Consider the following 25,555-nt stretch of genomic DNA (forward strand, 5'->3'; position numbering starts at 1 on the left):
CCCGCGCTCAGACCCCGTTGCCGACGAACGCACCGCGGTGCGCGGCAGCGGGATGCTCCTCGGGGAGCCGGTCCGTGCCGGTCAGCTGCGAGCGCAGCGTCGTGCCCCGCTCGGGCAGCCGCCCCCGTTCGCGCAGGATCGGGGAGACCAGCTCCGCGAAGTCCCGCACCGTGTCGAAGGAGTGGTACTGGCGCAGGTTGATGCCGTCGATGCCGTCCACGTCGAGCCAGTGCTCGATCGCATCGGCCACCACCTCGGGCGTCCCCGCCACGAAGAACCGGTCCTGCCAGGCCTCGTCCACCGCGTCCAGCAGGTCGCCGATGGTCTCGTGCGCGCCCTTGCGGCCGACGGGGGTGTCGGCCGGCAGCCCCTCGATCTCGAGCGCCTCGGCGATCGTGCGGTCCCGGGGATGGTCCAGCGCCCGGATCGGCACGGACTGGTGCACCAGCATCCCCTCGGTGGAGCGGTGCTCGAGGTACTGGGCGAGCTTGGCGTCGACCTCCTCCTGCGTGGGGGCGGTGATCACCGCCGCCTGCACCACGAACTTGGGGTCCGCCGGGTCGCGGCCGGCCTCCTCGGCGGCGGCGCGCACCGCGGGGACGGTCCGCTCGAGCAGCGGGCCGTGCGTGAACACCATCTCCGCGTGTCGGCCCGCGCGCAGCGCCCCGGCCGGGGAGGCGGTGGCGAGGATCAGGGTCGGGGTGCGCTGCGGGGAGGGCTCGGACAGGTGCGGCCCGGCCACGGAGAAGTTCTCCCCGACGTGGTCGATGCGGTGCACCTTGGCGGGATCGGTGTAGACGTTCCCGTCCACGTCCCGCACCACGGCCCCCTCGTCCCAGGAGCCCTCCCACAGCTTGCACAGCACCTCGAGGTACTCGTCGGCGATCTCGTAGCGGTGGTCGTGCTCGATCTCCTCGGCCAGCCCGAAGTTCCGCGCGGCGTTGGGGAGATAGGAGGTGACGATGTTCCAGCCCACCCGCCCCTTGGTGAGGTGGTCGAGGGTGGACATGCGCCGCGCGAAGGAGAACGGCGGCTCGTAGCTGGTGGAGAAGGTGATGCCGAAGCCGAGCCGCTCGGTGACCCCCGCCATCGCGGGGACCACCAGCATCGGGTCGTTGTTCGGGATCTGCAGCCCCTCGCGCAGCGCCGTCTCCGCGGAGCCGCCGTAGACGTCGTAGGCCCCCACCACGTCGGCGATGAAGATCGCGGTGAAACCGCCGTCCTCCGCGATCCGCGCCAGCTCGGTCCAGTAGTCCAGGTCCGTGTAGCGGTGGCGGTTGTTGTCCGGCAGGCGCCACAGACCGTGGGTGATGTGGCCGACGCAGTTCATCTCGAAGAGGTTCAGGATCAGGGGCTTGGGAGCCATCAGGGCGTCCGATCGTCCGGGGGCGGTGGTGACGACACCCTCATGTCCCGGGTGCCGCGCGCGCACCTCCCGTGAATCCCGATGACGCCCGGTGACCGCCGGGAGCCCGTCGGGCGGCCACGAGGCGGCCGCCCTGTCATCGACGTTCTCGTTCCGTCACGGTCCTAGGCACAGCTTTTGAGCCCCCCTAGTGTTCCTGGGGCCCGGTGGCCGCCGGGCGACCGAGGACGTCCCCGCGGACGTCGCCATCAGCCGTCGTCCCCGCGGACGGCACCGTCCCGAAGGAGCACCCGTGCGCCGACGATCCGTCATGACCGGCCTGGCCGCCGTGGGAGCCGGCTCCGTGCTGGCCGCCTGCGGCAGCGCCGGCCGCGCTGCGGACCTGCCCCCCGGCACCCGGGAGGGCGGTGAGCTCGTCTTCGCGACCGACCGCGAGCCCACCTGCCTGGACCCCCACAACAGCGGCGACATGCCCCAGACCTACATCGCCCGCCAGTACCTCGACTCCCTGGTCTCGATGCGGCCCGACGGCAGCGTCGTGCCCTGGCTCGCCCGGTCGTGGGCGATCTCCGAGGACGGCCTGGTCTACGACTTCACCCTCAAGGAGGGCGTGCGCTTCCACGACGGGGAGGTGCTGGACGCCGACGCGGTGGTCGCGAACTTCGACCAGATCATGGACCCCGCCACCCAGTCCTCCACCGCCCTGCTCTACCTCTCCCCGTACTTCGTCTCCGCCGAGTCGCTCTCCGAGCAGGTGGTGCGCGTGACGTTGAAGCGCCCCTACTCGCCGCTGCTGACCGTGCTCGCCCAGGCGTTCTTCGGGATCGAGTCCCCGAGGGCGATGGGGCGGGGCCTGGCCGAGAACTGCGAGCTGCCGGTGGGCACCGGCCCCTTCAAGGTCGTCGAGTGGCGGCGCAACCAGGAGGTGGTGATGGTGCGCAACGACGACTACACCTCCGCCCCCTCGGACGCGAAGCACCAGGGCCCCGCCTACGCGGAGCGCCTCACCTGGCGCTTCCTCAAGGACAACACCGCCCGCTACGGCGCGCTGGCCTCCGGGAAGGTCCATGCGATCTTCAACCTGCCGCCCGAGTCGGTGCCCACCGCGCAGGCCGACGACCGGATCGAGACGCAGGACTTCGTGCACTCCTGCGTCCCCTACGCCCTGGACCTCAACACCACCCATCCGGCGCTGTCCGACCTGAGAGTGCGGCGCGCCCTGGTGCACGCCGCGGACGCCCCCGGCATCGTCACCAGCGCCTACGCCGGGGTGTTCCCCTACGAGGGGAACGCGATCTCCACCGGCACCCCGTACTACGACGAGGCCTATCACCAGCCCTACCCCTACGACGAGGCGCGGGCGAACGCGCTGCTGGACGAGGCCGGCTGGGACGAGCGGGACGAGGAGGGGTACCGCACCCGCGACGGACAGCGGCTCACCCTGCGCCTGCCCTACGCCTCCGATCCCGGCGAGACGCCCCCGGCGGACCTCACCATCCTGCAGAACTTCCAGGCGATGGAGCGCAGGGTCGGCGTGGACGTGCAGCTGATCCCCACCGACGCCGCCTCCCTCACCGCGATCCGCCGCGACCCCACCGCCTTCGACATCCGCGGCGGCTACTGGAACAGCCCCACCGCCGGGGTCATGTACATCAAGTTCTCGCAGCAGACCTTCGAGATCGACAACGGCCAGAACGTGTCCTACGCCTACGACGAGGAGCTCGACCAGACCCTTCTCGAGGCCGCCGCGACCACCGACCCCGAGGCGCAGCAGGAGCTGTACTCGCGGGCGCAGCAGCTGCTGACCGAGCAGGCCTGGCACATCCCGCTGTACCCGATCCAGACCCGGCTCGCGATCCGCTCCGACCTGGTCGCGGACATCTGGATCGAGCCCAGCGAGGGCGAGCCGGTGCTCCACGACGCCCACCTGCTCCGGGACGGAGACCCGCGATGACCGTGACCACCAGCCACGACGAACCCGTCGGCGGTCCCCGACCGTCCGGCACCCCGGCCGACAGCTCCTCGGCCGCTCCCGACCCTTCGGTCGACGGCGCGCCGGCCGCCGACGCGCGCGGCCCCCGCCGCGGGCGGCTGTTCGCCCGACGGGTCCTCACCACGCTCGGCTCCTCCGCGCTGCTGCTGTGGGCGGTGGCGACCATCGTGTTCTTCCTCCAGCACCTCGTGCCCGGCGACCCCGCCCAGACCATCCTCGGCGGCGCCTCCGCGAACCCTCCCGAGGAGACCCTGCAGGCGGTGCGCGAGCAGTACGGCTTCGACCAGCCGGTGCTGGTCCAGTACGGGCACTTCCTCGCGGGCCTGGTGGTGCTCGACCTCGGCGAGTCCTACACGATGAAGCAGTCGGTGGTCTCGATCGTCGCCGAGCAGATCGCTCCCACCCTGCAGCTCACCGCGGCGGCGCTGCTGGTGGCCTGGGTGATCGCGATCGCGCTCACCCTCGCCACCGCCGGCCGCCCCGGCCGCCTGGGCCGGATCGGCTCCGCGCTCGAGGTCGTGTTCGCGGCCCTGCCCCACTTCTGGCTGGGCGTGGTGCTGCTGGTGGTGTTCGCGGTGGTGCTGCAATGGCTGCCCGTGGTCGACGACGGACCGGCCGGGCTGGTGCTGCCCGCGCTCACCCTCGGCATCCCGCTGGGCGGCTTCCTCGCCCAGGTCACGCGCGACGAGTTCGACGTCGCGCTGCGCCAGCCCTTCGTGCTCTCCGCGCTCTCCCGCGGCGCCCGCCCGGGGGACGTGCGGTGGCGGCAGGTGCTGCGCCACGCGGCCCTGCCGGGGATCGCCCTGTCCGGCTGGGGGCTCGGCTCCCTGATCTCCGGCGCCGTCGTGGTCGAGGTGATCTTCTCCCGCCAGGGCATCGGCCAGGTGCTGGTCGCCGCGGTCACCGCCCAGGACCTCCCGCTCGTGATCGGGGTGACCTTCGTGGTCGCCGCGGTCTATGTGGTCGCCAACATCCTCTCCGACCTCGCCTCCGTGCTCGTCGACCCCCGTCTCCGCCACGCGATCGGACGTGCCTCATGACCACCATCGCCCCTCCCGCCCCCGTCGCCGACCCGCAGGTCGCCCCGGCCCCGCGCCGCGCGCGGCGTCGGCCCGCCCCCGGCAGCCTCGGCCTCGTGGCCGCCGGCACCGTGGTGGGCGTGATCCTGCTCGCCGCGCTGGTCCCGGACCTCCTGGCCCCGCAGGACCCGCTCGAGATCAGCCTCTCGGAGAGCTTCGCCCCGCCCAGCGCCGAGCACCTCTTCGGCACCGACCAGTCGGGCCGCGACGTGTTCAGCCGCGTCATCCACGGCGCCCGCCAGTCCCTCGTGATCGGCCTCGGCGCGACCGCCATCGGGCTGCTCGGCGCGCTCGTGCTGGGCCTGCTGGGCGGGCTCGGCGGACGGATCGCCGACGGCGCCGTGACCCGCGTGATCGAGGTGCTCTACGCCTTCCCCGGGATCCTTCTGGCGCTGATCCTCATCGCCGTCTACGGCAACAGCGCCCTCACCCAGATGGTCGCCGTCGGCATCGCGACCATGCCCGGCTACGCCCGCATGGTGCGCGGCCAGCTGCTCGTGGTGCGCGGCAGCGCCTACGTCGAGGCGGCCCGCGCGCTCGGCCACCCGCCGCTGCGGATCCTGGTGCGCACCATCCTGCCCAACGCCTTCCGCCCGCTGACGGTGCTGGTCACCCTCGGGATCGGGCAGGCGATCGTGTGGGCCGCGGCGCTGGGCTTCCTCGGCATGGGCGTGCAGCCGCCCACCGCGGAGTGGGGCGCGATGCTGAACGCCGGCCGCACCTACATCCAGCAGGCCTGGTGGATGGACTTCTTCCCCGGCATCACGATCGTCCTGTTCACCCTGTCGCTCACCGTGCTCGGACGGCACCTGCAGCGCACGACCGATGCGGGGGCCCGACGATGACCGCACGCACCCTCTCCTCGCCCGTCTCCCGAGCGGGGGCCCAGCCCCTGATCACCGTGCGCGACCTCGCCGTCGGCTTCGAAGGCCACGAGGTGGTCCACGACGTGTCCTTCTCCCTGCGGCCGGGGGAGTGCCTCGGGATCGTGGGGGAGTCCGGCTCGGGCAAGTCCGTGACCGCGCGCGCCCTGCTGGGGCTGAACGGTCCGGGCGCCGAGGTCACCGCCGCCACCCTCGACGTGGGCGCCGACGTGCTGAGCGCCTCCGAGGAGGAGCTGCGCGCGCTGCGCGGCAGGAGCGTCGGCTACGTGCTCCAGGACGCCCTGGTGTCCCTGGACCCGCTGCGGAGGGTGGGCACCGAGATCGCCGAGCCGCTGCGGGTGCACGGCGTCCCGCGCGCCGAGCGGCCGCAGCGGGTGCAGGACCTGCTCACCTCGGTGAGCGTGCCCGAGCCGGAGCTGCGGGCGCGGCAGCTGCCCAGCGAGCTCTCCGGAGGCCTGCGCCAGCGGGCGCTGATCGCGGCGGCCCTCGCCCTGGACCCGGCGGTGCTCATCGCCGACGAGCCCACCACCGCGCTGGACGTGACGGTGCAGGCGCAGATCCTCGAGCTGCTCGAGCAGAACCTCGCCGCCGGCCGCGCCCTGATCCTCATCAGCCACGACCTCTCCGTGGTGGAGCGGCTCGCGGACCACGTGCTGGTCATGCGCCACGGCCGCATCGTCGAGGAGGGCCCCACCTCGCAGGTGCTGAGCGCGCCGCAGGATGCGTACACGCGACGGCTGCTCGCCGCGATCCCCTCCGCGGACTCCCGCGGGAAGCGGCTCTCGGACCTCCCGCCGGATCCGGTCGCGCTGCGCGCCCTCGCCGCTCGCGCCCCTGCCGCGCCCGACGGGACACGCGCCGCCGGTGGCCTCGACGGCGCGCCGCACCCGGCCGACGGGGCTCCCGCGGCCGACGGCACTGCCGCGACCGGCGCCTCCTCGCCCCACCCCGGCCCGTCCCGCCCCCTGCTCGTCGCCGAGGGGCTCGGCAAGAGCTACCGAGGACCCGACGGCCGCACCCGCGCCGTGGTCGAGGACGTCTCCTTCGAGCTCCGGGCGGGGGAGACCCTCGGGATCGTCGGCGAGTCAGGCTCCGGGAAGTCCACCACCGCGTGGATGGCGCTCGCCCTCACGGAGCCCACGACCGGCGCCGTCACCCTCGACGGCGAGCCCTGGACCGCCCTCCCGGAGCGTCGCCGCCGTGCGCGCCGGCGCCGTATCGCTGTGGTGCAGCAGGACCCCCTGTCCTCCTTCGACCCGCGCTGGAGCGTCGGTCGCACCATCGCCGACGCGCTCCCGTCGGCCCGCCGGGACGGCCCGGACGACGGGCCGCGAGGAGGGACCGATGCGCTGCGACAGCGTCGCGCCGGCACCGGGCGACGGCCGCTCGCCGGCGCCGGGAGCGGTGACGGCGGGACTCGCCGCGGCGCCGATCGCGAGGGGCGCTCCGAGCGGGTCGCCGCGCTGCTGCGCGCCGTCGGCCTGGACCCCTCCGTCGCCGACCGCCACCCCCTGACCCTCTCCGGCGGGCAACGGCAGCGCGCCGCGATCGCCCGGGCGCTGGCCACCGACCCCGAGATCCTGGTGCTGGACGAGCCGGTCTCCGCCCTGGACGTCTCCGTCCAGGCGCAGGTGCTCGACCTGCTCGCCGACCTGCAGCAGGCCCTCGGCACCGCCTATCTGTTCATCTCGCACGACCTGGGCGTGATCCACCACGTCAGCGACCGGGTGCTGGTGATGCAGCACGGCCGCATCGTCGAGTCCGGCACCGCCGACGAGGTGCTGCATGCGCCCCGTCATCCCTACACCCGGCAGCTCATCGCCGCCCTTCCCCACCCCGAGCTCGAGGAGATCGCATGACCACCGCCACCGACCGCACCGCTGCGGGAGCCGCAGCCGACGGCGCCGCCGCGCAGGCAGACGGTGCCGCCCCGCATCGGAGCCGAGCCGCGGCCCCGACGGCGGCGGCCCACTACGCCGCGCTGCGCGAGCGCTTCGCCCCGGTGCTCGAGGAGATCGCCGAGGGCGCCGCGGAGCGGGACCGCGAGCGGCGCCTGCCCCATGCGGAGGTGCGGGCGCTCGCCGACGCCGGGTTCACCGCCGTCACCGTCCCCGTCGCGCAGGGCGGCCACGGGGTCGGGACCGAGACCTTCTTCCGCCTGCTCATCGACCTCGGCGAGGCGGACTCGAACCTGCCCCAGCTGCTGCGCGCCCATTTCTCGCACGTCGAGGAGCTGCTGCTCGGCGAGCCGGACGAGGACGCGCGGGCGCGGCTCGCGGAGATCGCCGGCGGCGTCGTGGTCGGCAACGCGAGCCATGAGCGCAGCACCGCGACGGTCGGCGACCTGATCACCACCGTGGTCCCCGACGGCGACGGCTACCGCCTCGACGGCGAGAAGCACTACTCCACCGGTTCCCTCTTCGCCGACCTGATCGACGTCTCGGCCCGCACCGCCGACGGCGCCCGCGCCCGCGTCACCGTCCCCGCCGACGCCCCCGGCGTGACGCTGCGCGACGACTGGGACGGCTTCGGCCAGATCCTCACCGGCAGCGGCTCCACCCTCTTCGAGGGAGTGCAGGTCACCGCCGAGCAGGTGCGGGTGCGGCCCCAGGGCGCGGACGGGCAGCCCACCACCCAGACCGCCTTCCTGCAGCTGGTGCTGCTCTCCTCCCTGGTGGGCGTGGGGCGGGCCGCGGTGCGCGACGCGGTGGGCTTCGTCCGCTCCCGCACCCGCGTCTACTCGCAGGGCAGCGGCGCGACCGCCGCCCAGGACCCGCTGGTCCAGCAGGTCATCGGCAGGATCTCGGCGCGCATCGCCGCCGCCGAGGACGCGGTGCTCGCCGCCGCACGCGCCCTCGAGGTCGCCCGCACCGCCCCCGAGGAGGAGCGCGAGGCGCTGATCGACGCGGCGGAGCTGCGCACCATCCAGGCCCAGCTCACCGCGGTCCCGGACGTGCTCTCGGTGACCACCGAGCTGTTCGAGGTGGGCGGGGCCTCGGCGACCTCGACCGCCCGGGCGCTGGACCGCCACTGGCGCAACGCCCGTACCCTCTCCTCCCACAACCCCGTCATCTACCAGGAGCGGGCGATCGGGGACCGGATCCTGAACGGGACGGGACTGCTGTACTTCTGGTCCACGGGCGAGAAGCCGAAGAGCTCCTGACCCGCGGGGAGCTCCCAGAGTCCCTGCACTGAGGGTCGACGTCGAGGTTCTGCACCGCTGAGGAGCCGTGCTGGCGACGAGATGAGTCCCCAGCGGCGCAGAACCTGCGGCCCCCGATAGCCTCGGGGGATGAGCGCGACCCCGGCGTCCCCCGCCCCTGACGCGTCGGCCGATGCGTCGACACGGATCCCCGACCTCCCCGCCGGGATCGGCGGCACCGATCCGACCGCACCGCTGCAGTACACCGCCGAGGACGTCGCCGCCGCCCGTGACCTGCTCGAACGGGTGCGGAGAGGAGAGGCGACGGGACCGGATGGCATGCCTCGCCCGTCCGGCCCGCCCGCCGCCGTCCAGCCCGACCCGCCCGCCGCACAGGACGACGGCGGCCGGCCCGACCCGTCGGCCGCCCAGGAGCCCGCGCCGGTGGTGACCCTGAGCGATGAGCAGATCGCCGCGCTCGACGGGTACGAGCGCCGCCAGTTCGTGGCCCTGCCCTGGCTCGACGCGCATCCCGAGCAGCGACGCGTCGCCGCGGCCGTCGCGCTGCGCGGCATGATCGCCGGCGGCCAGGTCCTCACCCGCACCGCCCGGCACGAGGAGGGGCCGCGCTGGCGGGCTGTCCCCGAGATCTCCGGCTGCCTCGTGCTGCGCCGCACCGCGGAGTCGTTCACCACCGCCGAGCGGACCGTCCGCACCGAGGCCGGGCCGCAGGTCCATCGCCTGCACTGCTACAGCCACCCCGGCGGGGTGCTCGAGGAGGAGACGACGGCCGACGGCCTCCACCGCTTCACCGTCCTCCGCGCCGAGGAGGCGACCGTGCGCCTGGCCGCCTTCCTCGACCCCGCGGGCCTCGCCGATCCCGCCGCCGATGCCGCGTCCGACACCGGCGGCGGGAGCGTCCACGTGCGCGGCTCGGAGCTGCCCGCCCACCCGCTCGCCGCGCAGCTCGCCGCGACCCGGGCGCTGACCGTCCTGACCCGGGTGCGCACGGCCGACGGGACCGTCCAGCAGCTCAGCGCCTACGCGACCGCCGACGGGATGCTCACCATGGAGGCCCTCGACCCCGGTGTCGAGGACCCCCGCCTCGAGTTCCGCCGCGTCGGCCCCGCGTCCCTGCGCGCGCTCGCGACGGTGCTGGTCAGCGGCCAGGGCGCACCGCAGTGACCTCGCCCGCAGGGGAGCCCGGGCGGACGTCGACCCGGGGGCCCGCGCGGACGCCGACCCGAGAGCCCGCGCGAACGTCGACGCGGGAGGCGACACCGACCGCAGGGCCGCCCCCTGCGCTGCTTCCGGGGCCGGACCTCACATCCCCGGCCGCCCGCGCGTCTGCCGGGTGATGACCATGAAGATCCCCTACGAGACCGCGGTCCAGCGGCACGGCCCCACCGTGCTGCGGGTGTGCTGCGCCGTCCTCGGCCCGGGACCCGACGCCGAGGACGCCTGGGCGGAGACGTTCCTGGCGGCGCTGACGTCCTGGCCCGATCTCGCGGAGGACACCAACATCGAGGCCTGGCTGGTGCGCGTCGCCCACCGCAAGGCCATCGACATCACCCGCCGTCGCGCCCGGCACGCCGTGCCCATGGACGACCTGCCCGAGCAGACCTCCCGCCGCGGGAACCCCGGCCGGGACGACGGGGTCTGGACCGCCGTCGCGGCCCTGCCCGAGAGGCAGCGGCTCGCCGTCGCCTATCACTACCTCGGCGGCCTCCCGCACGCCGAGACCGCCGCCCTGATCGGCGGGAGCCCCGAGGCCGTCCGCCGCGCCTCGGCCGACGGCATCCGAGCCCTGCGACGCACCTTCACCGCAGGCGACGACACGGAAGGAGCCGCGCGATGACCGACACCCCGAGCCTCCCCGAGCACCTCACCACGAGCGAGCGGGAGGCGCTCTTCCCGCTCCCCGACCCGACCCTGGCAGGACTCCGCGCCCGCCTCGCGCAGCAGGCCGACGACGCCGGACTCGTCGAGGTCGCCTATCGCACGCTCGACACCCCCGTCGGCCCCCTCCTGCTCGCCGCGACCGCGCAGGGCCTGGTCCGCGTCGCCTTCGAGCGCGAGGGCTTCGACGCCGTGCTCGCCGCGCTCGCGACGACGGTGAGTCCCCGCGTGCTGGAGGCGCCGGGCCGGCTCGACGAGGCGGCCGCCGAGCTGGAGGAGTACTTCACCGGCGCCCGCCGCCGCTTCGACCTGCCGCTGGACCGCGCCCTGTCCACCGGCTTCCGCGAGAAGGTCCAGCGCGTCCTGCCCCGGATCGACTACGGCTCCACCCGCTCCTACAAGGAGATCGCCGAGCTCGTGGGCAGCCCGCGGGCGGTCCGCGCCGTCGGCACCGCCTGCGCCACCAACCCGCTGCCGATCGTCGTGCCCTGCCATCGCGTGCTGCGCACCGACGGCGCGCTCGGCGGCTACATCGGCGGCCTCGACGTGAAGACCGCCCTGCTGACCTTGGAGAGGACCGCATGACCACCCCCGACCCCCGCACCGGCCCCGACACCGACCGCGACACCGACACCGACGCCGACCCCGGTGTCGTGATCGGCGAGGACGGCCTGGCCCGCCCCGCCTGGGCGGCGAGCGACCTGATGATGCGCGAGTACTACGACACCGAATGGGGCATGCCCGTCCGCGACGAGCAGGGCATGTTCGAGCGGATCAGCCTCGAGGCCTTCCAGTCCGGGCTGTCCTGGGCGACGATCCTGCGCAAGCGGCCCGCCTTCCGCACCGCCTTCGACGGCTTCGACCCCGAGGTCGTCGCCCGCTACGGCGAGGCGGAGGTCGAGCGGCTCATGGCCGACGCCGGCATCGTGCGCAACCGCGCGAAGATCCTCGCGACCATCACCAACGCGAAGGCGACCCTGGCGCTGCGGGAGAAGGGCGGGCTCGTCGACCTCGTGTGGTCCTTCCAGCCGGCGACGACGCCCGCGCCGAGGACCGCCGCCGAGGTGCCGACCCGCTCGCCGGAGTCGACGGCGCTGTCGAAGGCCCTGCGCAAGGAGGGCTTCACCTTCGTCGGGCCGACGACGATGTTCGCGCTGATGGAGGCCGTCGGCATCCTCGACACCCACCTGCTGGGCTCGCACCGCCGCGGCGTCTCCGGCGTCTGGAAGTCCTGAGGGCCCGGGCGCGGCCGACGGGACGGCCGCCGCGGAGCGGACGAGGGAGCGCCGACAGGGCTGACCTGCGCGCGGATCAGCCCGCCGCGCCGTGCTCGACGCCGCCCGGGGCGTCGCCCGCCGTGCCGAGCTCCCCGCCGACGGCGCCGGCCCACTGCGCGAGCACGTCTTCGAGGCGGCCGTGGACGCGCAGGGACGCGTCGGGATCGGCGCGGGTCGGACCGTCGTTGAGGATCACCACCGGCTTGCCCTGCTTCCGGGCGGCGCGCACGAAGCGCAGCCCCGACTGCACCGTCAGCGAGGAGCCCAGCACCAGCAGGCCGCGCGCCTCCTCGAGCGCGGCGAAGGCGGAGGCGACCACCTCGCGCCGGGCGGACTCGCCGAAGAAGACCACGTCGGGCTTGAGGATCCCGCCGCACAGCGGGCACGGCGGGTAGCGGAAGGATCTGGTGCGGTCGACCTCGGCGTCCCCGTCGGGCGCCTGGGCGGCATCGGCCGCGAGCTCGGGAAGGCGGGCTGCGAGCTCGGGGTTCATCGCGAGCACCCGGGCGTGCAGGGCGGCGCGCGAGGAGAGGGCGTCGCACTGCTGGCAGCGCACCCGGTCCAGGCGTCCGTGCAGGTCGATCACGGGATCGGAGCCGGCGGCGGCATGCAGGCCGTCCACGTTCTGGGTGATCACGGCGGTGACGGGGAAGGCGGCGGGGTCCAGGGCCGCGAGCAGCCGGTGGGAGCGGCCGGGCCGGGCGCTGCGGAACTGCTCCCAGCCGACGGTGGAGCGGGCCCAGTACCGGCGCCGGGCGAGGTCGTGCCCCATGAACTCCTGGTAGGTCATGGGGGAGCGGGGTACCGCATCGCGGCCCCGGTAGTCCGGCAGGCCCGAGCCCGTGGACATCCCCGCCCCGGTCAGCACCGCGACCGGCCGGTCCCGCAGCAGCGCGAGCGCCTCGTCGATCTCGTGGTCGTGGCTGCGCAGGCCGTAGCGCGCCCCCTCCATCGGCCCCCAGGCGGGCAGGCGCGGCCCGCCGCGGGTCGGGCCCGGGCCGTCCAGCGGGCGGGAGGTCGCGGTCGCGAACCAGCGGCCGACGTCCGCCGCAGGACCGGCGAGGCCGGAGCGGGGCGAGGGGTCCTCGGCGCTGCTCATTCCTCGAGCGTAGAGGGCGTGTCGGTCGCCGTGGAGCCGTCGGCGCCCGAGGTCACCACATCGTCCTCGTCGACCCGGTCGCGCCGGGAGCGGATCCGCTGGGTCGCCAGGCCCACCAGGGCGAGGATCCCGATCACTGCCACGATCGAGGAGTAGATCCGCACGAAGCCCTCGAGCGCCTCGCCGCCGGCCTGCCCGAAGGCATAGCCCGCGACCACGAACACCGCGTTCCAGATCGCGGAGCCGAGCCCCGTGGCCAGGGCGAACAGCCACACGGGCATCCTCTCGATCCCCGCCGGGATCGAGATGAAGGTGCGCACAATCGGCACGAAGCGCGCGAGCGCCACGGCGGGGAAGCCCCTGCGCTCGAAGAACCGCATCGCCATGGTCACGTCCTTCTCCTCGAGCAGCGGGAGGCGCCGCACGAGCGCCGTCGTGCGCCGCAGCCCGAGCGCGCGCCCCACCGCGTACACGCCGAGCCCGCCGAGCACGGAGCCGAGCGTCGTCCAGAAGATCGGCACCAGCACGTGCTGGCCGTTCGCCGCGGCGGTGACGCCGGCGAAGGGGAGCAGCACCTCGCCGGGGATCGGCGGGAACAGCGCCTCAGCGGCGATCACGAGCGCGGTGCCGGGACCGCCCAGGAACTCCATCAGGGCGATCGCCCATGCCGTGACGTCCACAGGGGCCTCCCGTCCTGGCGCATCGGCTGGCGCGTGCACCGTAGCGGGGGACGGTGGAGGGCAGATGAACGGCACGTGGCGACAGACGGGGCGCACCCCCACCAGCCCCCCTTGCAGATGCGTGCTGCAACTTTGCATCGACCTGTTGACAACGACGGGATGAAGCGCTTTCCTAGTGGTGATCCACCCCACTCCAGCGTGATCGACCACCCCTGAGCACGCCGAGTGGCCGCCCATGAAGGCTATGAAACCTTTCATGGCGGATGGGGCGTCGCGACGGATCGTCGCCGCGCCCCGACCGGGCCTCGGACCCCGCACGGTTCCCGGCCCCTCGCCCCCTCCTGTGCGCGATGACCACGGCGGTCACCGCACGACCGCCGTCCTCGACGACCGCACGAAGATCAAAGGAGATCTCATGATCGACCGACGCTCAGCCCTTGCCCTCGGCCTCGCCGTCCCCGGACTCGCCGGCCTCGCGGCCTGCGGGCCCAACGCCTCCGGAGGGACCGGGGGCGGAGGAGGCGGCGGCAGCGCCGACTCCGGCTCCCTGCGCCTGGCCTGGTGGGGCAACCCCACCCGCAACGAGAACACCGAGAACGCGGTGGCCGCCTACAAGGAGTCCGCCCCCGACGTCACCATCTCCCTCGAGCCGGGGGAGTGGAGCGGCTACTGGGACAAGCTCGCCACCCAGACCGCCGGCGGCGACTTCCCCGACGTGGTCCAGATGGACGAGAAGTACCTCGCCGAGTACGGCGAGCGCGGAGCGCTGCTCGACCTGGCCGGTGCCGGCCTGGACACCTCCGAGTTCGTCGAGGGCTCCGTCGAGGTGGGCGAGCTGGCGGACGTGGGCCTCGCCGCGATCAACGCGGGCCTGAACGCCTTCGCCTTCGCGATCAACCCCGTCGTGTTCGAGCAGGCCGGCGTCGAGATCCCCGACGACACCACCTGGACCTGGGACGACGTGATCGACACCGCGGTCGCGATCTCCGAGGCGACCCCCGACGGCACCTGGGGCATGACCCAGATGGGCTCCGTCCAGGGCCTGTTCCAGGTGTGGGTGCGCCAGGCCGGCCAGGACCAGTACAAGGACGGCGCGGCGGGCTTCGACGCCCCCACCGCCACCGCCTGGTTCGAGTGGGCCAAGCGCATCCAGGACAGCGGCGCCGGGCCCGACGCCTCCACCTCCGTCGAGGACGCCGCCGCCTCCATGGACCAGTCGCTGTTCAACACCGGCAAGATCGGAATGACCGTGCTGTGGTCCAACCAGGTCGTCGCCCACGACGCGCTGGCCGAGAAGGGGATCCTCGTGCTGCGGCCGCCGTCGGTCGCGGGCTCCGCCGCCGAGGCGCAGCTCTGGTACAAGGCCTCGATGTACTGGGCCGTCTCCGCCAAGAGCGCGAACCCCGAGGCCGCTGTCGCCTTCGTCGACTTCCTCGTGAACTCGCCCGAGGCAGGCAAGGTCCTCTCCGTGGAGCGGGGCGTGCCCGGCAACCTCGCCGTGCGCGAGGCGATCACCGGCGACCTCGACGAGTCCAGCAAGAAGGCCGTGGACTTCCTCGACGCGATCGAGTCCGAGCTCGGCGCCCCGCCGGAGATCACCCCGCAGGGCGGCGGCGAGTTCGAGGCCATCCTCACCCGCGCCTCCGACGACATGCTCTTCGGCACCATCACCGCCGAGGAGGCCGCCCAGCGGCTCCTCGACGAGCTGTCCGCGGCCCTGTCCTGACCCCCACCGACCACCGGCCCGTCCGGGGCCGGGCGAGCATCGCTCCGCCCGGCCCCGGCGCGCCCCACAGATCCCCGAAGGGAGGACCCGCATGAGCGCCGTCGGAGAGCTCGCCCAGATCGTCTCCCGCCGTGACAAGCGCGGCCCCCGCGAGAAGCATCCCGACAACAAGGTCGGACTCGCCTTCATGACGCCCTGGCTGCTCGGCCTGCTGGGCATCACGATCCTGCCGATGATCGCCAGCCTGGTGCTGTCCTTCACCGACTACTCCATGCTCGCCGCCCCCGAGTGGGTGGGGCTGGAGAACTTCCAGCGGATGCTCGGCGACACCCGCCTGCACAACTCGCTGATGGTCACCTTCGTCTATGTGTTCGTGGGCGTGCCGCTGCAGCTCGCCGCCGCGCTGCTGCTGGCCGTGGTGCTGAATCAGGGCATGCGCGGGCTGGCGTTCTACCGCTCGGTGTTCTACCTGCCCTCCCTGCTGGGCGGCTCGGTCGCGATCTCGATCCTGTGGCGGCAGATGTTCGGCGCCTCCGGCCTGGTCAACCAGCTGCTGGGCGCCCTCGGCTTCGAGAACCTCCCCGGCTGGGTCTCCACCCCGGACACGGCGCTGTGGACCATCATCCTGCTGCACGTGTGGACCTTCGGCTCCCCGATGATCATCTTCCTTGCGGGACTGCGGCAGATCCCGCAGATGTACTACGAGGCCGCGTCCGTCGACGGCGCCTCGAAGGTCGCGCAGTTCTTCCGGATCACGATCCCGCTGCTCACCCCGATCATCTTCTTCAACCTGGTCCTGCAGGTGATCAACGCGTTCCAGACCTTCACCCAGGCCTTCGTGGTCTCGGGCGGGACCGGCGGACCGTCGGACTCGACGATGTTCTACACGCTCTACCTCTACCTCAAGGGCTTCGGCCAGTTCGACATGGGGTACGCCTCCGCGATGGCCTGGCTGCTGCTGGTCATCGTCGCGATCTTCACCGCGATCAACTTCTTCGTCTCCAAGTTCTGGGTGCATTACGATGACTGACCTCGCACGCCCCGCAGCCCCCGTCGACGAGACCCCGGCCGGCACCGCCGCCGGAGACTCCGCGCCCCGCACACCGGTGACCCCGCGCTCCCACGGCGCCCGCACCGTCAGCACGGTCCTCAAGCACGCGGTGATGATCGCCGCGAGCCTGGCGATGATCTACCCGCTGCTGTGGATGGTGGTCTCGTCCCTGCGCCCCAACGACGAGATCTTCCGCAACCCGTCCCTGTTCCCGCTGTCCTTCGACATCGACAACTACGTGCGGGGCTGGAGCGCGCAGTCGTTCGAGTTCTCGCACTACCTGATGAACTCGACCCTGCTCGTGGTGGGCTGCGTGATCGGCAACCTGTTCGCCTGCACGCTCACCGCCTACGCCTTCGCACGGCTGCGGTTCTGGGGCCGCAACATCGCCTTCGCGATGATGCTCATGACCCTGATGCTGCCGATCCACGTGGTGATCGTGCCGCAGTACATCATGTTCTCCCAGACCGGCTGGGTGAACACGATGCTGCCGCTGATCCTGCCGAAGTTCCTGGCCACCGACGCGTTCTTCGTGTTCCTGATGGTGCAGTTCATCCGCGGCATCCCGCGGGAGCTGGACGAGGCCGCTCGCATCGACGGCTGCGGTCACTTCCGGATCTTCTTCCGGATCATCCTGCCGCTGATGACCCCGGCGCTCGCGACCACCACGATCTTCACCTTCATGTGGACGTGGAACGACTTCTTCGGCTCGCTGATCTACCTCACCACGCCCGACAACTTCACCGTCCCGCTGGCGCTGAAGTCCTTCCTGGACGGACAGGGCACGAGCGACTGGGGCGCCATGTTCGCGATGTCGATCGTGTCCCTGATCCCGCTGTTCCTGGTGTTCCTGTTCGGCCAGAGGTTCCTGGTCAAGGGCTTCGCCACCACCGGCATCAAGTGAGGGCGGCGGCGCCGACGACCCCGTCGGCGCCGCCTGTCCCGCCACCGCGTCCCGCCGCCCCGACCCGTCGTCCCCTCATCCCACGACCCTGGAGAGACATGACCACCCGCTACGCCCTGATCGGCTCGGGCCACCGCGCCCAGATGTACCTCGACGCGATCGCCGGCCCCCATGCCGACGTCGCCGAGCTGGTCGCGCTGATCGACGTGAACCCCGCCCGCCGCGAGTTCCACCGCGACCGCGTCCCGGCCTTCGCCGGGGTGCGCCTCGGCGGGCCCGAGGAGCTCGAGGCGATCATCGAGCAGGAGCGGGTGGACCGGGTGATCGTCACGAGCGTGGACCGCCTGCACGCCGAGCACGTCGTCCGCTCCCTGGACGTGGGCGCCGACGTGGTCGTCGAGAAGCCGCTGACCATCGACGCCGCGAGCGCGCAGTCGATCCAGGCGGCGATCGACCGCACCGGGCGCTCCGTGGTGGTGACCTTCAACTACCGCTACAGCCCCCGCAACACCGCGCTGAAGCAGGTCGTCGCCTCGGGGGAGATCGGCGAGGTCGTCTCGGCGACCTTCGAATGGGTGCTGGACACCCAGCACGGCGCCGACTACTTCCGCCGCTGGCACCGCGACAAGACCAGCTCCGGCGGCCTGTTCGTGCACAAGGCCGCCCACCACTTCGATCTCGTGAACTGGTGGCTGGACGACGTGCCCACCCGCGTGTACGCCCGCGGCGGGCTGCGCTTCTACGGGGCAGACGCCGCCCGGGAGCGCGGCCGCGAGGAGCTGCCCGCGCGCGGCACGCACGACGGTTCGCACGATCCCTTCGAGCTGGACCTGCGCTCCGATGAGCGCCTGGAGGCGCTGTACCTCCGCGCCGAGCAGCACGACGGCTACCTGCGCGACCGCTCCGTCTTCGACGCGGGGATCTCCATCGAGGACAACCTCACCGCGATCGTCGACTACGCCCGCGGGGCCGTGCTCACCTATGCGCTGAACGCCCACAGCCCCTGGGAGGGCTACCGGGTGGCGCTGAACGGCACCGCCGGCCGTGCCGAGCTCGAGGTGGTCGAGCGGGCCGAGGTGGTGGCACGGGGCGAGGACGGCCGCACCCACCTCGATCCGAGCGCGGTCGCGGTCACCGGCGAGGACGCCGGGGTGCGCGAGCGCGGCGAGCGCCTCGTGGTCCAGACCCACTTCGGCCCGGCCCGCGAGGTCGAGATCGTCACCGGCGAGGGCGGGCACGGCGGCGGCGACGCGCTGCTGCTGCGCGACGTGTTCGTCGGCCCCGACGAGGACCCGCTGGGCCGTGCCTCCGACCATCTCGACGGGATGCGCGCGATCGCCGTCGGGATCAGCGGCAACGCCTCGCTCGCGAGCGGAGCCCCTGTCGACGTGGCCGCGACCATGGGGGTGCCGCTCGCGGCGCGCGATCCGCAGCCCGAGGCGGCCCTGCGATGAGCGGCCCCGCGACCGGGACCCGCCCCGCCGCCGGGACCGACCGTGCGACCGGGGCCGACCGGGCGACCTGGCCCGTCCCCGCTGCGGGGTCCGCCTCCGCCACGGCGGCCGCCGCGCCGGTGCGCATCGCGCTGATCGGCACCCGCGGCTTCGGCCGGGTGCACCTGGAGAACCTCGAGCGGCTGCGCGAGGTGGGTCGGGCCGAGCTGATCGGCGTCGTCGACCTGCACGAGCCGCCCGCGGCCGTGCAGGGGATCTGGCATCGCGACCTCGCCTCCCTGCTCGCCGCGCACGCCGACGCCCCGCCGGAGGTGGTCGTGATCGCCACCCCGATCGACACCCACCTCCCGCTCGCGCTGCAGGCCCTCGAGGCGGGCGCGCACGTGTACCTCGAGAAACCGCCCGTGCCCGCGCTCGCCGACCACGCGGTGCTCGAACGGGCCGCGGAGGCCGCGGGCCGCGTCGTGCAGATCGGCTTCCAGGCCCGCGGCGGCGCCGGGGTGGATGCGCTGCGGGATCTCGTTGCGACCGGCGAGCTCGGCGAGATCGACACCGTGCGCGTCCACGGCGCCTGGTCCCGCGACCGCGCCTACTACCGCCGCTCGCCTTGGGCGGGCCGGCGCCGCCTGGGCGGGCGCCGCGTCGCCGACGGGGTCGCCACCAACCCGCTCGCCCACGCCGTGCACGCGGGCCTCGTCGTCGCCGGCATCGACCGGCTCGAGGACATCGCCGCCGTCACCACCGAGCTGCGCCGCGCCCACGACATCGAGGCCGACGACACCGCCTTCGTGCGGATCGACCCGGTCCGCGGCGCGGCGGACGCCGACCTCGGCGAGGACGCCCCGTCGCACGCCGCCCCGTCCCGGGAGGACGTGGTGGGAGCCCGCTCGCGGCCGGCCGTCGTCTGCGCCCTGACCACCACCGCCCCCGTCCAGGCCGCGCCGTGGATCGAGATCGTCGGCCCCCGGGGCACCGCCCGGCTCTCCTACACCGAGGACGTCCTGCGCCGCACCGACCCCGACGGGACCGTCACCGAGACCCGTCACGAGCGCACCGACCTGGTCGAGAACCTGCTCGCCCACGTGCGGGACCCGCAGGTCGCCTTGCTGTGCCCGCTGGCCGCGACCGCGCCCTTCAGCGCCGTGCTCGAGGCGATCCAGTCCGCGCCCGATCCTGCCCCCATCGCGCCCGAGCACGTGACCTGGCTCGGCGAGGGAGAGGCCGCCCGGCCCGTCGTCGACGGGATCGAGGAGGCGCTGACCGCCGCGCTCGAGACCGGCGCGCCCTTCAGCCGCAGCGGCGCGACCTGGGCCTGCGAGGACGCCATCGCGACCTGGCGCCCCGAGACCGTTGCGCCCCTGCCGGCCGACGCCTCCCCGACGGCGGCCGCCCCGGCATCCCCGTCGGCCACCGCTCCGGCCCCTCAGGCGGCCGCAGACACCACGACCACCACCGGCTCCCGCGCCGACGGCCGGGACGCTCTCGACGAGGAGACCCGCTCATGACCCTGCGCACCGACCACCTCGAGGCGGACGTGCTCCGCACCGCCGACGGCAGCACCCTGCAGGTCCGCGCCGCCGACGCCGCCCGTCTCGCCCCCTTCGAGGGGGAGACCCGCCCCGACGGCGACGGTCACCTTCTCAGCGGTCCGCTCTCGCCCGCCAACGCCGCTGCGCTGCGCGAGGCGTTCGAGGTGCTGCGCCCTCGGCCGATCGGTGACACCCGCACCTCCGTCGGCACCGGGGACCGTCTGGGCCTGGCGACCGCCGGTCAGGCCCGCGCCTTCCGCGACCAGGGCGCGGGCCTCGCCCCCGTGCTCGCCCAGCAGTCGATCCGCGAGATGGACCGGCTGGGCCGCGACGCCCTCTCCGTGATCGACGAGGCGACCTTCGGCTGCCTCGAGGAGGGCTGGGACGGCGGCTACGGCGCGGACTGCGACCACATCAAGACCACCGAGGGCATCGACCGCGGCCTCGAGGCCGGATTCGTGACCTTCACCCTCGACCCCGGCGACCACGTCGTCGACGTCACCGGCGGTATCACCGAGCAGCAGCTCGAGCAGGTGCCCTGGGAGACGCTCGGCGACGACCTCGAGTCGCTGCGCGCCCGCTATGTCGGCACCGTCCTCGACCTGGGTGGGAGCCGGATCGAGATCACCCGCGAGGCGATCGACACCGCGGCCGTGAAGTACGGCGCGGCCGTCGCCGAGGCCGCACGGCTCTTCCGCCACCTGCAGGGCAGCGCCCGCCACGAGGTGGAAGCCGAGATCGCGGTGGACGAGACGGCCTGGCTGACCACCTTCGTGGAACACCACTACATGGCCGGCGAGCTCGCACGCCTCGGCGTGGAGTGGTTCAGCTTCGCGCCCCGCTACGTCGACGGCTTCGAGAAGGGCGTGGAGTTCCTCGGTGACGAGGACGAGCTGCGCGAGAACCTCACCGCCCACCACGCGATCTCACGCCTCCACGGCGGGTACAAGATCTCCCTGCACTCCGGCTCGGACAAGTTCTCGATCTACCCCCTCGCCGTCGCCGCGACGGACGGGCACGTGCACCTGAAGACCTCCGGCACCAGCTACCTCTGCGCCCTCGAGGTCATCGCCCGCCACGACCCCGAGCTGCTGGCGCAGATCTGGGACATCTCCCGCGCCGCCTACGCCCGCTCCCGCGCCTCCTACCAGGTCTCCGCCCACGAGGACCGCACCCCCGAAAGCCTCGACGGGGTCGACACCGCCGCACTGATCGCCGCCTCCGACTCGCGGCAGATCCTCCACGTCGGCTACGGCGACTCCCTGGTCGCGACCGACCCGCAGGGCGTCGTGCTCGGCGAGCGCCTGCGCCGCGTCCTCGAGGCGCATCACACCGAGTACTCCGAGGTGCTCGCCGCGCACATCGGCCGCCACCTCGCCCCCTTCGCCGCCGCGGCGGGGGAGCGCGCCGGGCAGCCGCAGGCGGAGGACGAGCGGGCCGACGCCGTCGGCGTGGGCTGAGCACGGGCCGACCCGCCGCCCGGCGGCGGTGCCCATCGGCTGGTGTGGGCCGGGCTGACCGGCCGGCGGACGCCCCGACCGCTCGGTCGCGCGGGGCAACCGACGGAGAGCGGCCCCGCCGGGGCCGCTCGGAGAAGATCATGGACGGATCCGGGCGCGCGCCCGGACCACAGCGGCAGGAGGTGGAGAGATGCGGGTGACGCTGCGCGACGTCGCGGAGCAGGCCGGGGTGTCGGTCGCGACGGTCTCCCGCGCCCTGAGCCGTCCCGAGATGGTCAGCGACGAGGCCCGCGACCGGATCCAGGAGATCTCCCTCCAACTCGGCTACCGGCCCTCCCGCGAGGCGCGCGAGATCGCGCCCGGCAGCGCCGGGACCCTCGGCGTGATCGTCCCCGACCTGCTGAACCCCTTCTACCCGGCGCTGCTCAAGGGCGCCCAGGCCCGGGCCCGCGAGCACGGACTGCACCTGCTGCTGGCCGACGCGGAGGAGGCACCCGACGGCGAGCTGCCGCTCGTGCAGACCCTCGCCCCGCAGGTCGACGGGATCCTGCTGTGCTCCAGCCGGATGAGCGAGAGCGACCTCGAGGCGGCCTCGGGCCTGACCCGGCTGTGCCTGGTCAACCGTCGCCACCGGGACCTGTCGGCCGTCTCCTTCGATGCGCTGAGCGGGGTGCGGGCCGCGGTGCGGCACCTGGCCGCGCTCGGCCACCGCCGGATCGGCTACGTCGGCGGCCCCCGCGCGAGTCGCTCCGAGGCCGAGCGCCGCACCGCCCTCGAGCAGGTCGGGGCCGAGCTGGCGGTCGAGATCGTGGACGTCGGCCACTTCCCGCCCGGTATCCAGGGCGGGGTCTCCGCCGCCGAGCCGCTGCTGCTGCGCGAGCTGAGCGCGGCGCTCGCCTACAACGACGTGCTCGCCCTCGGGCTGATCTCCGGGCTGCGCACCCTCGGCTTCACCGTCCCGGGCGACGTCTCGGTGGTGGGCTGGGACGACATCGAGTACGCGGCCGTCTCCAGCCCGGCGCTGAGCACCGTGCGGGTGCCGCGCCATCGCATCGGCGCGCTCGGGATCGACGCGCTCGTCGCCCCCGACGGGTCCGTCACCGAGCAGCGGCTCGAGACCCGCTTCGTGCCGAGGGACTCGACCGCGCGCCGCGGCGGGGCCGTGCAGGAGCGACCGGAGCAGGTCGTCGAGGTGCCGGGAGCCTGAGCCCCGCGGGGATGCAGGACGGGCGCCGCCGCAGGGACGCGGAGCGGCGCAGATTACAGTGGGGTGACCTGCACGGACCGTCGGACCGGCAGCAGGAGTGCTCCAGGAGGGAACAGGTCATGGCGCGGACGGCGGCCAGCATCAAGGACGTGGCCCGGGAGGCCGGGGTGTCGATCGGCACCGTCTCGAACGTGCTGAACCGCCCCGACATCGTCTCCCCGGAGCGGCGGGACCGGGTGCTCGCGGCGATCCGCGCCCTCGGCTACGTCCGCAACGACGCCGCGAGGCAGCTCAAACTTGGCCGCTCCTCGACCGTCGGCGCGATCGTGCTGGACATGGGCAACCCCTTCTACGCCCAGCTCGTCGGCGGGATCGAAGCCGCGGCGGAGGCGTCCTCCCTCGCCGTGATCTCCGGCAGCTCCGGCAACCGCGAGCAGCGCGAGCAGCTCTACCTCTCCCTCTTCGAGGAGCAGCGGGTGCGGGGGATCCTGCTCGCCTCGACCGGGGCGAGCGAGGAGCTGATCGAGCAGATCCGCGAGCGCGGCACGCCCGTGGTCCTGGTGGAGCGCGAGCGCGCCTCGACCGGCGGCTCCTCCGTGAGCGTCGACGACTTCGCCGGCGGGGAGATCGCGGTGCGCCACCTCACCGGGCTCGGCCGCCGACGGATCGGCGTGGTCGCGGCCCGGCAGGACCTGCGCCAGGTCAGGGCCCGTCTGGACGGGGCCCGCGCCGCCGCCGAGGCCGCCGGCGCCTCCCTCGAGGTGATCGAGGCCGAGGGTCTCACCGTGCTCGCCGGCCGCGCCGCGGGGGAGAGCGTCGTCGCCCGACCCCGCGCCGAGCGGCCCGATGCGCTGTTCTGCGTGAACGACCTGCTCGCGGTCGGGGCGCTGCAGGCCTTCGCCTTCCGCCACCAGGTCGCCGTGCCCGAGGAGATCGCGCTGGTGGGCTACGACGACATCGCCTTCGCCCGCTCGACCGTGGTGCCGCTGACCTCGGTCTCCCAGCCCGCCGAGCTCATGGGCCGCACTGCGCTGGCCCTCCTGGAGGAGGAGATCCTCGACCCCGACGCGCCCCGCCGGCACGTCGCCTTCCGCCCGAGCCTCGTCGAGCGGGAGTCGACGCTGGGCTGAGCGGCTCCGGCTGACGGGGACGGGCCAGGCCGCGTCGACGGCCGCGGGTTCGGGCGCCGGGGCGCTCTGGGGTCAGAAGGTGTGGTGACCTCCCGTGACGGGATCGGGGGCCGGGGACGGGACGGAGGGCCGGAACCGCTCGAGCTCGATGCTCGCCCGCACCAGCTGGCGGATCGCGTCCGGCTCCTGCGAGAGGGCGCCGAGCGTCCGCGACTGCAGGGCGACGTTCCCCAGCGCCGTGGCCTCCATGGGGCCGGCCACCACCTCGACCCCGAGCGCATCGGCCGTGAGCTGGTTGAGCAGGGCGTTGCGGGACCCTCCGCCCACCACGTGCAGCCGCTCGGGCAGGGGGACCTGCGCAAGGCGACAGGCGGCGTGCAGCTCCTCGCGGTAGGTCTCCGCGAGGGATTCGAGGATGCAGCGGACCACCGCGGCCTGGGTGCGGGGGAACGGGTCGTCCCCGTCGATCCGTCGGGCGGCGGTGCTCACGCGGTCCGCCATCCGCCCCGGGGCGAGGAACTGCTCGTCGGTGGGGTCGATGCGGAAGCGGTCCGCCGGAGACTGCGCGGCGGCGGCCAGCAGGTCCTCGAGGTCCACCTGCGCCCCGTCCTCCTCCCACTGCCGGATGGACTCGCTGACCAGCCACATCCCCGAGACGTTCTTGAGGAATCGCACTGTGCCGTCCACGCCGGCCTCGTTGGTGAAGCCCGCTCGGCGCGCCTCCTCGGTCGCGACCGCCGCGGGCAGCTCCAGGCCGATCAGCGACCAGGTGCCCGAGGAGATGAAGGCGACCGGGCTCGTCCCCGGCGCCGCTGGGACGGCCAGCACCGCGGAGGCCGTGTCATGGGAGCCGATCGCGACCACCGGCACCTCCCCGGTCCCGAGCTCGCGGCCCAGCTCGGGACGCACCGTGCCCAGGCGCTCGCCGGGGGAGATCAGCGGTGCGAGCAGCTCCCGGTCGATCTGCGCGGCGTCGAGCAGCTCGGAGTTCCAGCCCCCGTCCAGGCCCAGCATCCCGGTGCTCGACGCATTGGTGCTCTCGCTGCGCCGCACCCCGGTGAGCAGGTGCCCGATCAGATCGGGGACCATCAGCAGGGTGCTGCCGGGCGGCAGATCCGCCGCGCGGTCGTCGGCGGCGAGCTGGTACAGCGTGTTGAAGGGCTGCTGCGCGATGCCCGTCAGCGCGAACTGCCGCTCCCGGGAGACGCGCTCGGCGACCCGGTCCGCGACCCCGTCGGTGCGGGAGTCGCGATAGGCGATCACCTCGCCGATCCGCTCGCCGCCGTCCGCCCCCTCGGGGCCGACGAAGCCGTAGTCCACGGCCCAGGAGTCCACGCCGATCGAGGCGAGCCCCGTCAGGCCGCGCACCACGGCGAGGTCGTGGGCGTCGGCCAGGCCCTGCCGGATCTCCGCCCACAGCGCATCGAGATCCCAGCTCAGGTGGCCCTCGTGCTCCACCAGGCGGTTCTCGAAGCGATGGGTCGGCACCAGCTCGATCCGCCCCTCGGTGACGATCCCGAGCATCACTCGGCCCGAGGTCGCGCCGAGGTCGATCGCGGCGACGGCGAACGGCTCGCCGGCCGCGCCCGATCCGCCTGCCTCCCCCGATCCGCCTGCCGCGCCCGACCCGTCGACCGACGGCCCGGCCGCAACGGATACGGCGCGCATGTGCGAG

General features: G+C 73.8%; 21 protein-coding genes. 17 read left to right on the forward strand and 4 right to left on the reverse strand.

Annotated elements, in window-relative coordinates; genetic code table 11:
• Positions 1-7: 7 nt before the first annotated feature.
• The gene (locus tag A4A78_RS04295; RefSeq protein WP_062947151.1) at positions 8-1,366 is read right to left on the reverse strand and encodes an NtaA/DmoA family FMN-dependent monooxygenase; all 1,359 of its coding nucleotides are present in this window, start codon (positions 1,364-1,366) and stop codon (positions 8-10) included.
• 292 nt (positions 1,367-1,658) lie between these two features.
• On the opposite strand from A4A78_RS04295, the gene A4A78_RS04300 reads away from it, so the two are divergent.
• The 9 genes from A4A78_RS04300 to A4A78_RS04340 all read left to right on the forward strand — a co-directional run bounded on the left by A4A78_RS04300 (position 1,659) and on the right by A4A78_RS04340 (position 11,598).
• A complete protein-coding gene (locus A4A78_RS04300) occupies positions 1,659-3,320 on the forward strand; it encodes an ABC transporter substrate-binding protein (protein WP_231880830.1) in 1,662 nt (553 codons plus the stop codon).
• Positions 3,317-4,399 (forward strand): ABC transporter permease, encoded by a 1,083-nt coding sequence (locus A4A78_RS04305; RefSeq protein ID WP_156488550.1) that lies wholly within the window; start codon positions 3,317-3,319, stop codon positions 4,397-4,399. Before A4A78_RS04300 ends, A4A78_RS04305 begins: the two co-directional genes overlap by 4 nt.
• Entirely contained in the window at positions 4,396-5,283 is an 888-nt protein-coding gene (locus tag A4A78_RS04310) for an ABC transporter permease (protein ID WP_062947153.1), read from the forward strand. The genes A4A78_RS04305 and A4A78_RS04310 overlap by 4 nt, the downstream gene beginning before the upstream one ends.
• On the forward strand, positions 5,280-7,181 hold the full coding sequence (locus A4A78_RS04315; RefSeq protein WP_062947154.1) for an ABC transporter ATP-binding protein: 1,902 nt from the start codon (positions 5,280-5,282) through the stop codon (positions 7,179-7,181). Before A4A78_RS04310 ends, A4A78_RS04315 begins: the two co-directional genes overlap by 4 nt.
• On the forward strand, positions 7,178-8,485 hold the full coding sequence (locus tag A4A78_RS04320; RefSeq protein WP_197466626.1) for an acyl-CoA dehydrogenase family protein: 1,308 nt from the start codon (positions 7,178-7,180) through the stop codon (positions 8,483-8,485). The genes A4A78_RS04315 and A4A78_RS04320 overlap by 4 nt, the downstream gene beginning before the upstream one ends.
• Positions 8,486-8,614: 129 nt before the next feature.
• The gene (locus A4A78_RS04325) at positions 8,615-9,649 is read left to right on the forward strand and encodes a hypothetical protein (RefSeq protein ID WP_062947155.1); all 1,035 of its coding nucleotides are present in this window, start codon (positions 8,615-8,617) and stop codon (positions 9,647-9,649) included.
• A gap of 178 nt (positions 9,650-9,827) precedes the next feature.
• Positions 9,828-10,322, forward strand: coding sequence for an RNA polymerase sigma factor (locus A4A78_RS04330; RefSeq protein WP_062948032.1), 495 nt, complete (start codon positions 9,828-9,830; stop codon positions 10,320-10,322).
• Positions 10,319-10,948 (forward strand): methylated-DNA--[protein]-cysteine S-methyltransferase, encoded by a 630-nt coding sequence (locus A4A78_RS04335; RefSeq protein WP_062947156.1) that lies wholly within the window; start codon positions 10,319-10,321, stop codon positions 10,946-10,948. Before A4A78_RS04330 ends, A4A78_RS04335 begins: the two co-directional genes overlap by 4 nt.
• Positions 10,945-11,598, forward strand: a complete 654-nt coding sequence (locus A4A78_RS04340) for a DNA-3-methyladenine glycosylase I (protein ID WP_255360956.1) — start codon at positions 10,945-10,947, stop codon at positions 11,596-11,598. The genes A4A78_RS04335 and A4A78_RS04340 overlap by 4 nt, the downstream gene beginning before the upstream one ends.
• Positions 11,599-11,674: 76 nt before the next feature.
• On the opposite strand, the gene A4A78_RS04345 is transcribed toward A4A78_RS04340, so the two are convergent.
• Both A4A78_RS04345 and A4A78_RS04350 read right to left on the reverse strand, forming a co-directional pair.
• Positions 11,675-12,739 carry an NAD-dependent protein deacetylase gene (locus A4A78_RS04345; RefSeq protein ID WP_062947157.1) on the reverse strand — a complete coding sequence of 355 codons (1,065 nt, stop codon included), beginning with the start codon at positions 12,737-12,739 and terminating at the stop codon, positions 11,675-11,677.
• Complete coding sequence (locus tag A4A78_RS04350; RefSeq protein ID WP_062947158.1) at positions 12,736-13,419, reverse strand: DedA family protein; 684 nt, start codon at positions 13,417-13,419, stop codon at positions 12,736-12,738. The genes A4A78_RS04345 and A4A78_RS04350 overlap by 4 nt, the downstream gene beginning before the upstream one ends.
• Positions 13,420-13,834: 415 nt before the next feature.
• Between A4A78_RS04350 and A4A78_RS04355 the strand changes: the two genes are divergently transcribed.
• From A4A78_RS04355 to A4A78_RS04390, 8 genes are all read left to right on the forward strand, one after another.
• Entirely contained in the window at positions 13,835-15,145 is a 1,311-nt protein-coding gene (locus A4A78_RS04355) for an ABC transporter substrate-binding protein (RefSeq protein WP_062947159.1), read from the forward strand.
• Positions 15,146-15,236: 91 nt separating this feature from the next.
• The gene (locus tag A4A78_RS04360; RefSeq protein WP_062947160.1) at positions 15,237-16,175 is read left to right on the forward strand and encodes a carbohydrate ABC transporter permease; all 939 of its coding nucleotides are present in this window, start codon (positions 15,237-15,239) and stop codon (positions 16,173-16,175) included.
• Complete coding sequence (locus tag A4A78_RS04365; RefSeq protein ID WP_062947161.1) at positions 16,168-17,100, forward strand: carbohydrate ABC transporter permease; 933 nt, start codon at positions 16,168-16,170, stop codon at positions 17,098-17,100. The genes A4A78_RS04360 and A4A78_RS04365 overlap by 8 nt, the downstream gene beginning before the upstream one ends.
• A 98-nt stretch (positions 17,101-17,198) precedes the next feature.
• Positions 17,199-18,554 carry a Gfo/Idh/MocA family protein gene (locus A4A78_RS04370; protein ID WP_062947162.1) on the forward strand — a complete coding sequence of 452 codons (1,356 nt, stop codon included), beginning with the start codon at positions 17,199-17,201 and terminating at the stop codon, positions 18,552-18,554.
• Positions 18,551-20,059 (forward strand): Gfo/Idh/MocA family protein, encoded by a 1,509-nt coding sequence (locus A4A78_RS04375; RefSeq protein ID WP_062947163.1) that lies wholly within the window; start codon positions 18,551-18,553, stop codon positions 20,057-20,059. The genes A4A78_RS04370 and A4A78_RS04375 overlap by 4 nt, the downstream gene beginning before the upstream one ends.
• Entirely contained in the window at positions 20,056-21,543 is a 1,488-nt protein-coding gene (locus tag A4A78_RS04380) for a tagaturonate epimerase family protein (protein ID WP_062947164.1), read from the forward strand. The genes A4A78_RS04375 and A4A78_RS04380 overlap by 4 nt, the downstream gene beginning before the upstream one ends.
• A gap of 190 nt (positions 21,544-21,733) precedes the next feature.
• The gene (locus A4A78_RS04385) at positions 21,734-22,750 is read left to right on the forward strand and encodes a LacI family DNA-binding transcriptional regulator (RefSeq protein WP_062947165.1); all 1,017 of its coding nucleotides are present in this window, start codon (positions 21,734-21,736) and stop codon (positions 22,748-22,750) included.
• A 119-nt stretch (positions 22,751-22,869) separates the two neighbouring features.
• Entirely contained in the window at positions 22,870-23,880 is a 1,011-nt protein-coding gene (locus A4A78_RS04390) for a LacI family DNA-binding transcriptional regulator (protein ID WP_062947166.1), read from the forward strand.
• Positions 23,881-23,952: 72 nt separating this feature from the next.
• On the opposite strand, the gene A4A78_RS04395 is transcribed toward A4A78_RS04390, so the two are convergent.
• Complete coding sequence (locus A4A78_RS04395) at positions 23,953-25,548, reverse strand: rhamnulokinase family protein (RefSeq protein ID WP_082835177.1); 1,596 nt, start codon at positions 25,546-25,548, stop codon at positions 23,953-23,955.
• Positions 25,549-25,555 lie beyond the last annotated feature (7 nt).

The organism is Brachybacterium sp. sponge, from assembly GCF_001613775.1.
Taxonomy (GTDB): Bacteria; Actinomycetota; Actinomycetes; order Actinomycetales; family Dermabacteraceae; genus Brachybacterium; species Brachybacterium conglomeratum.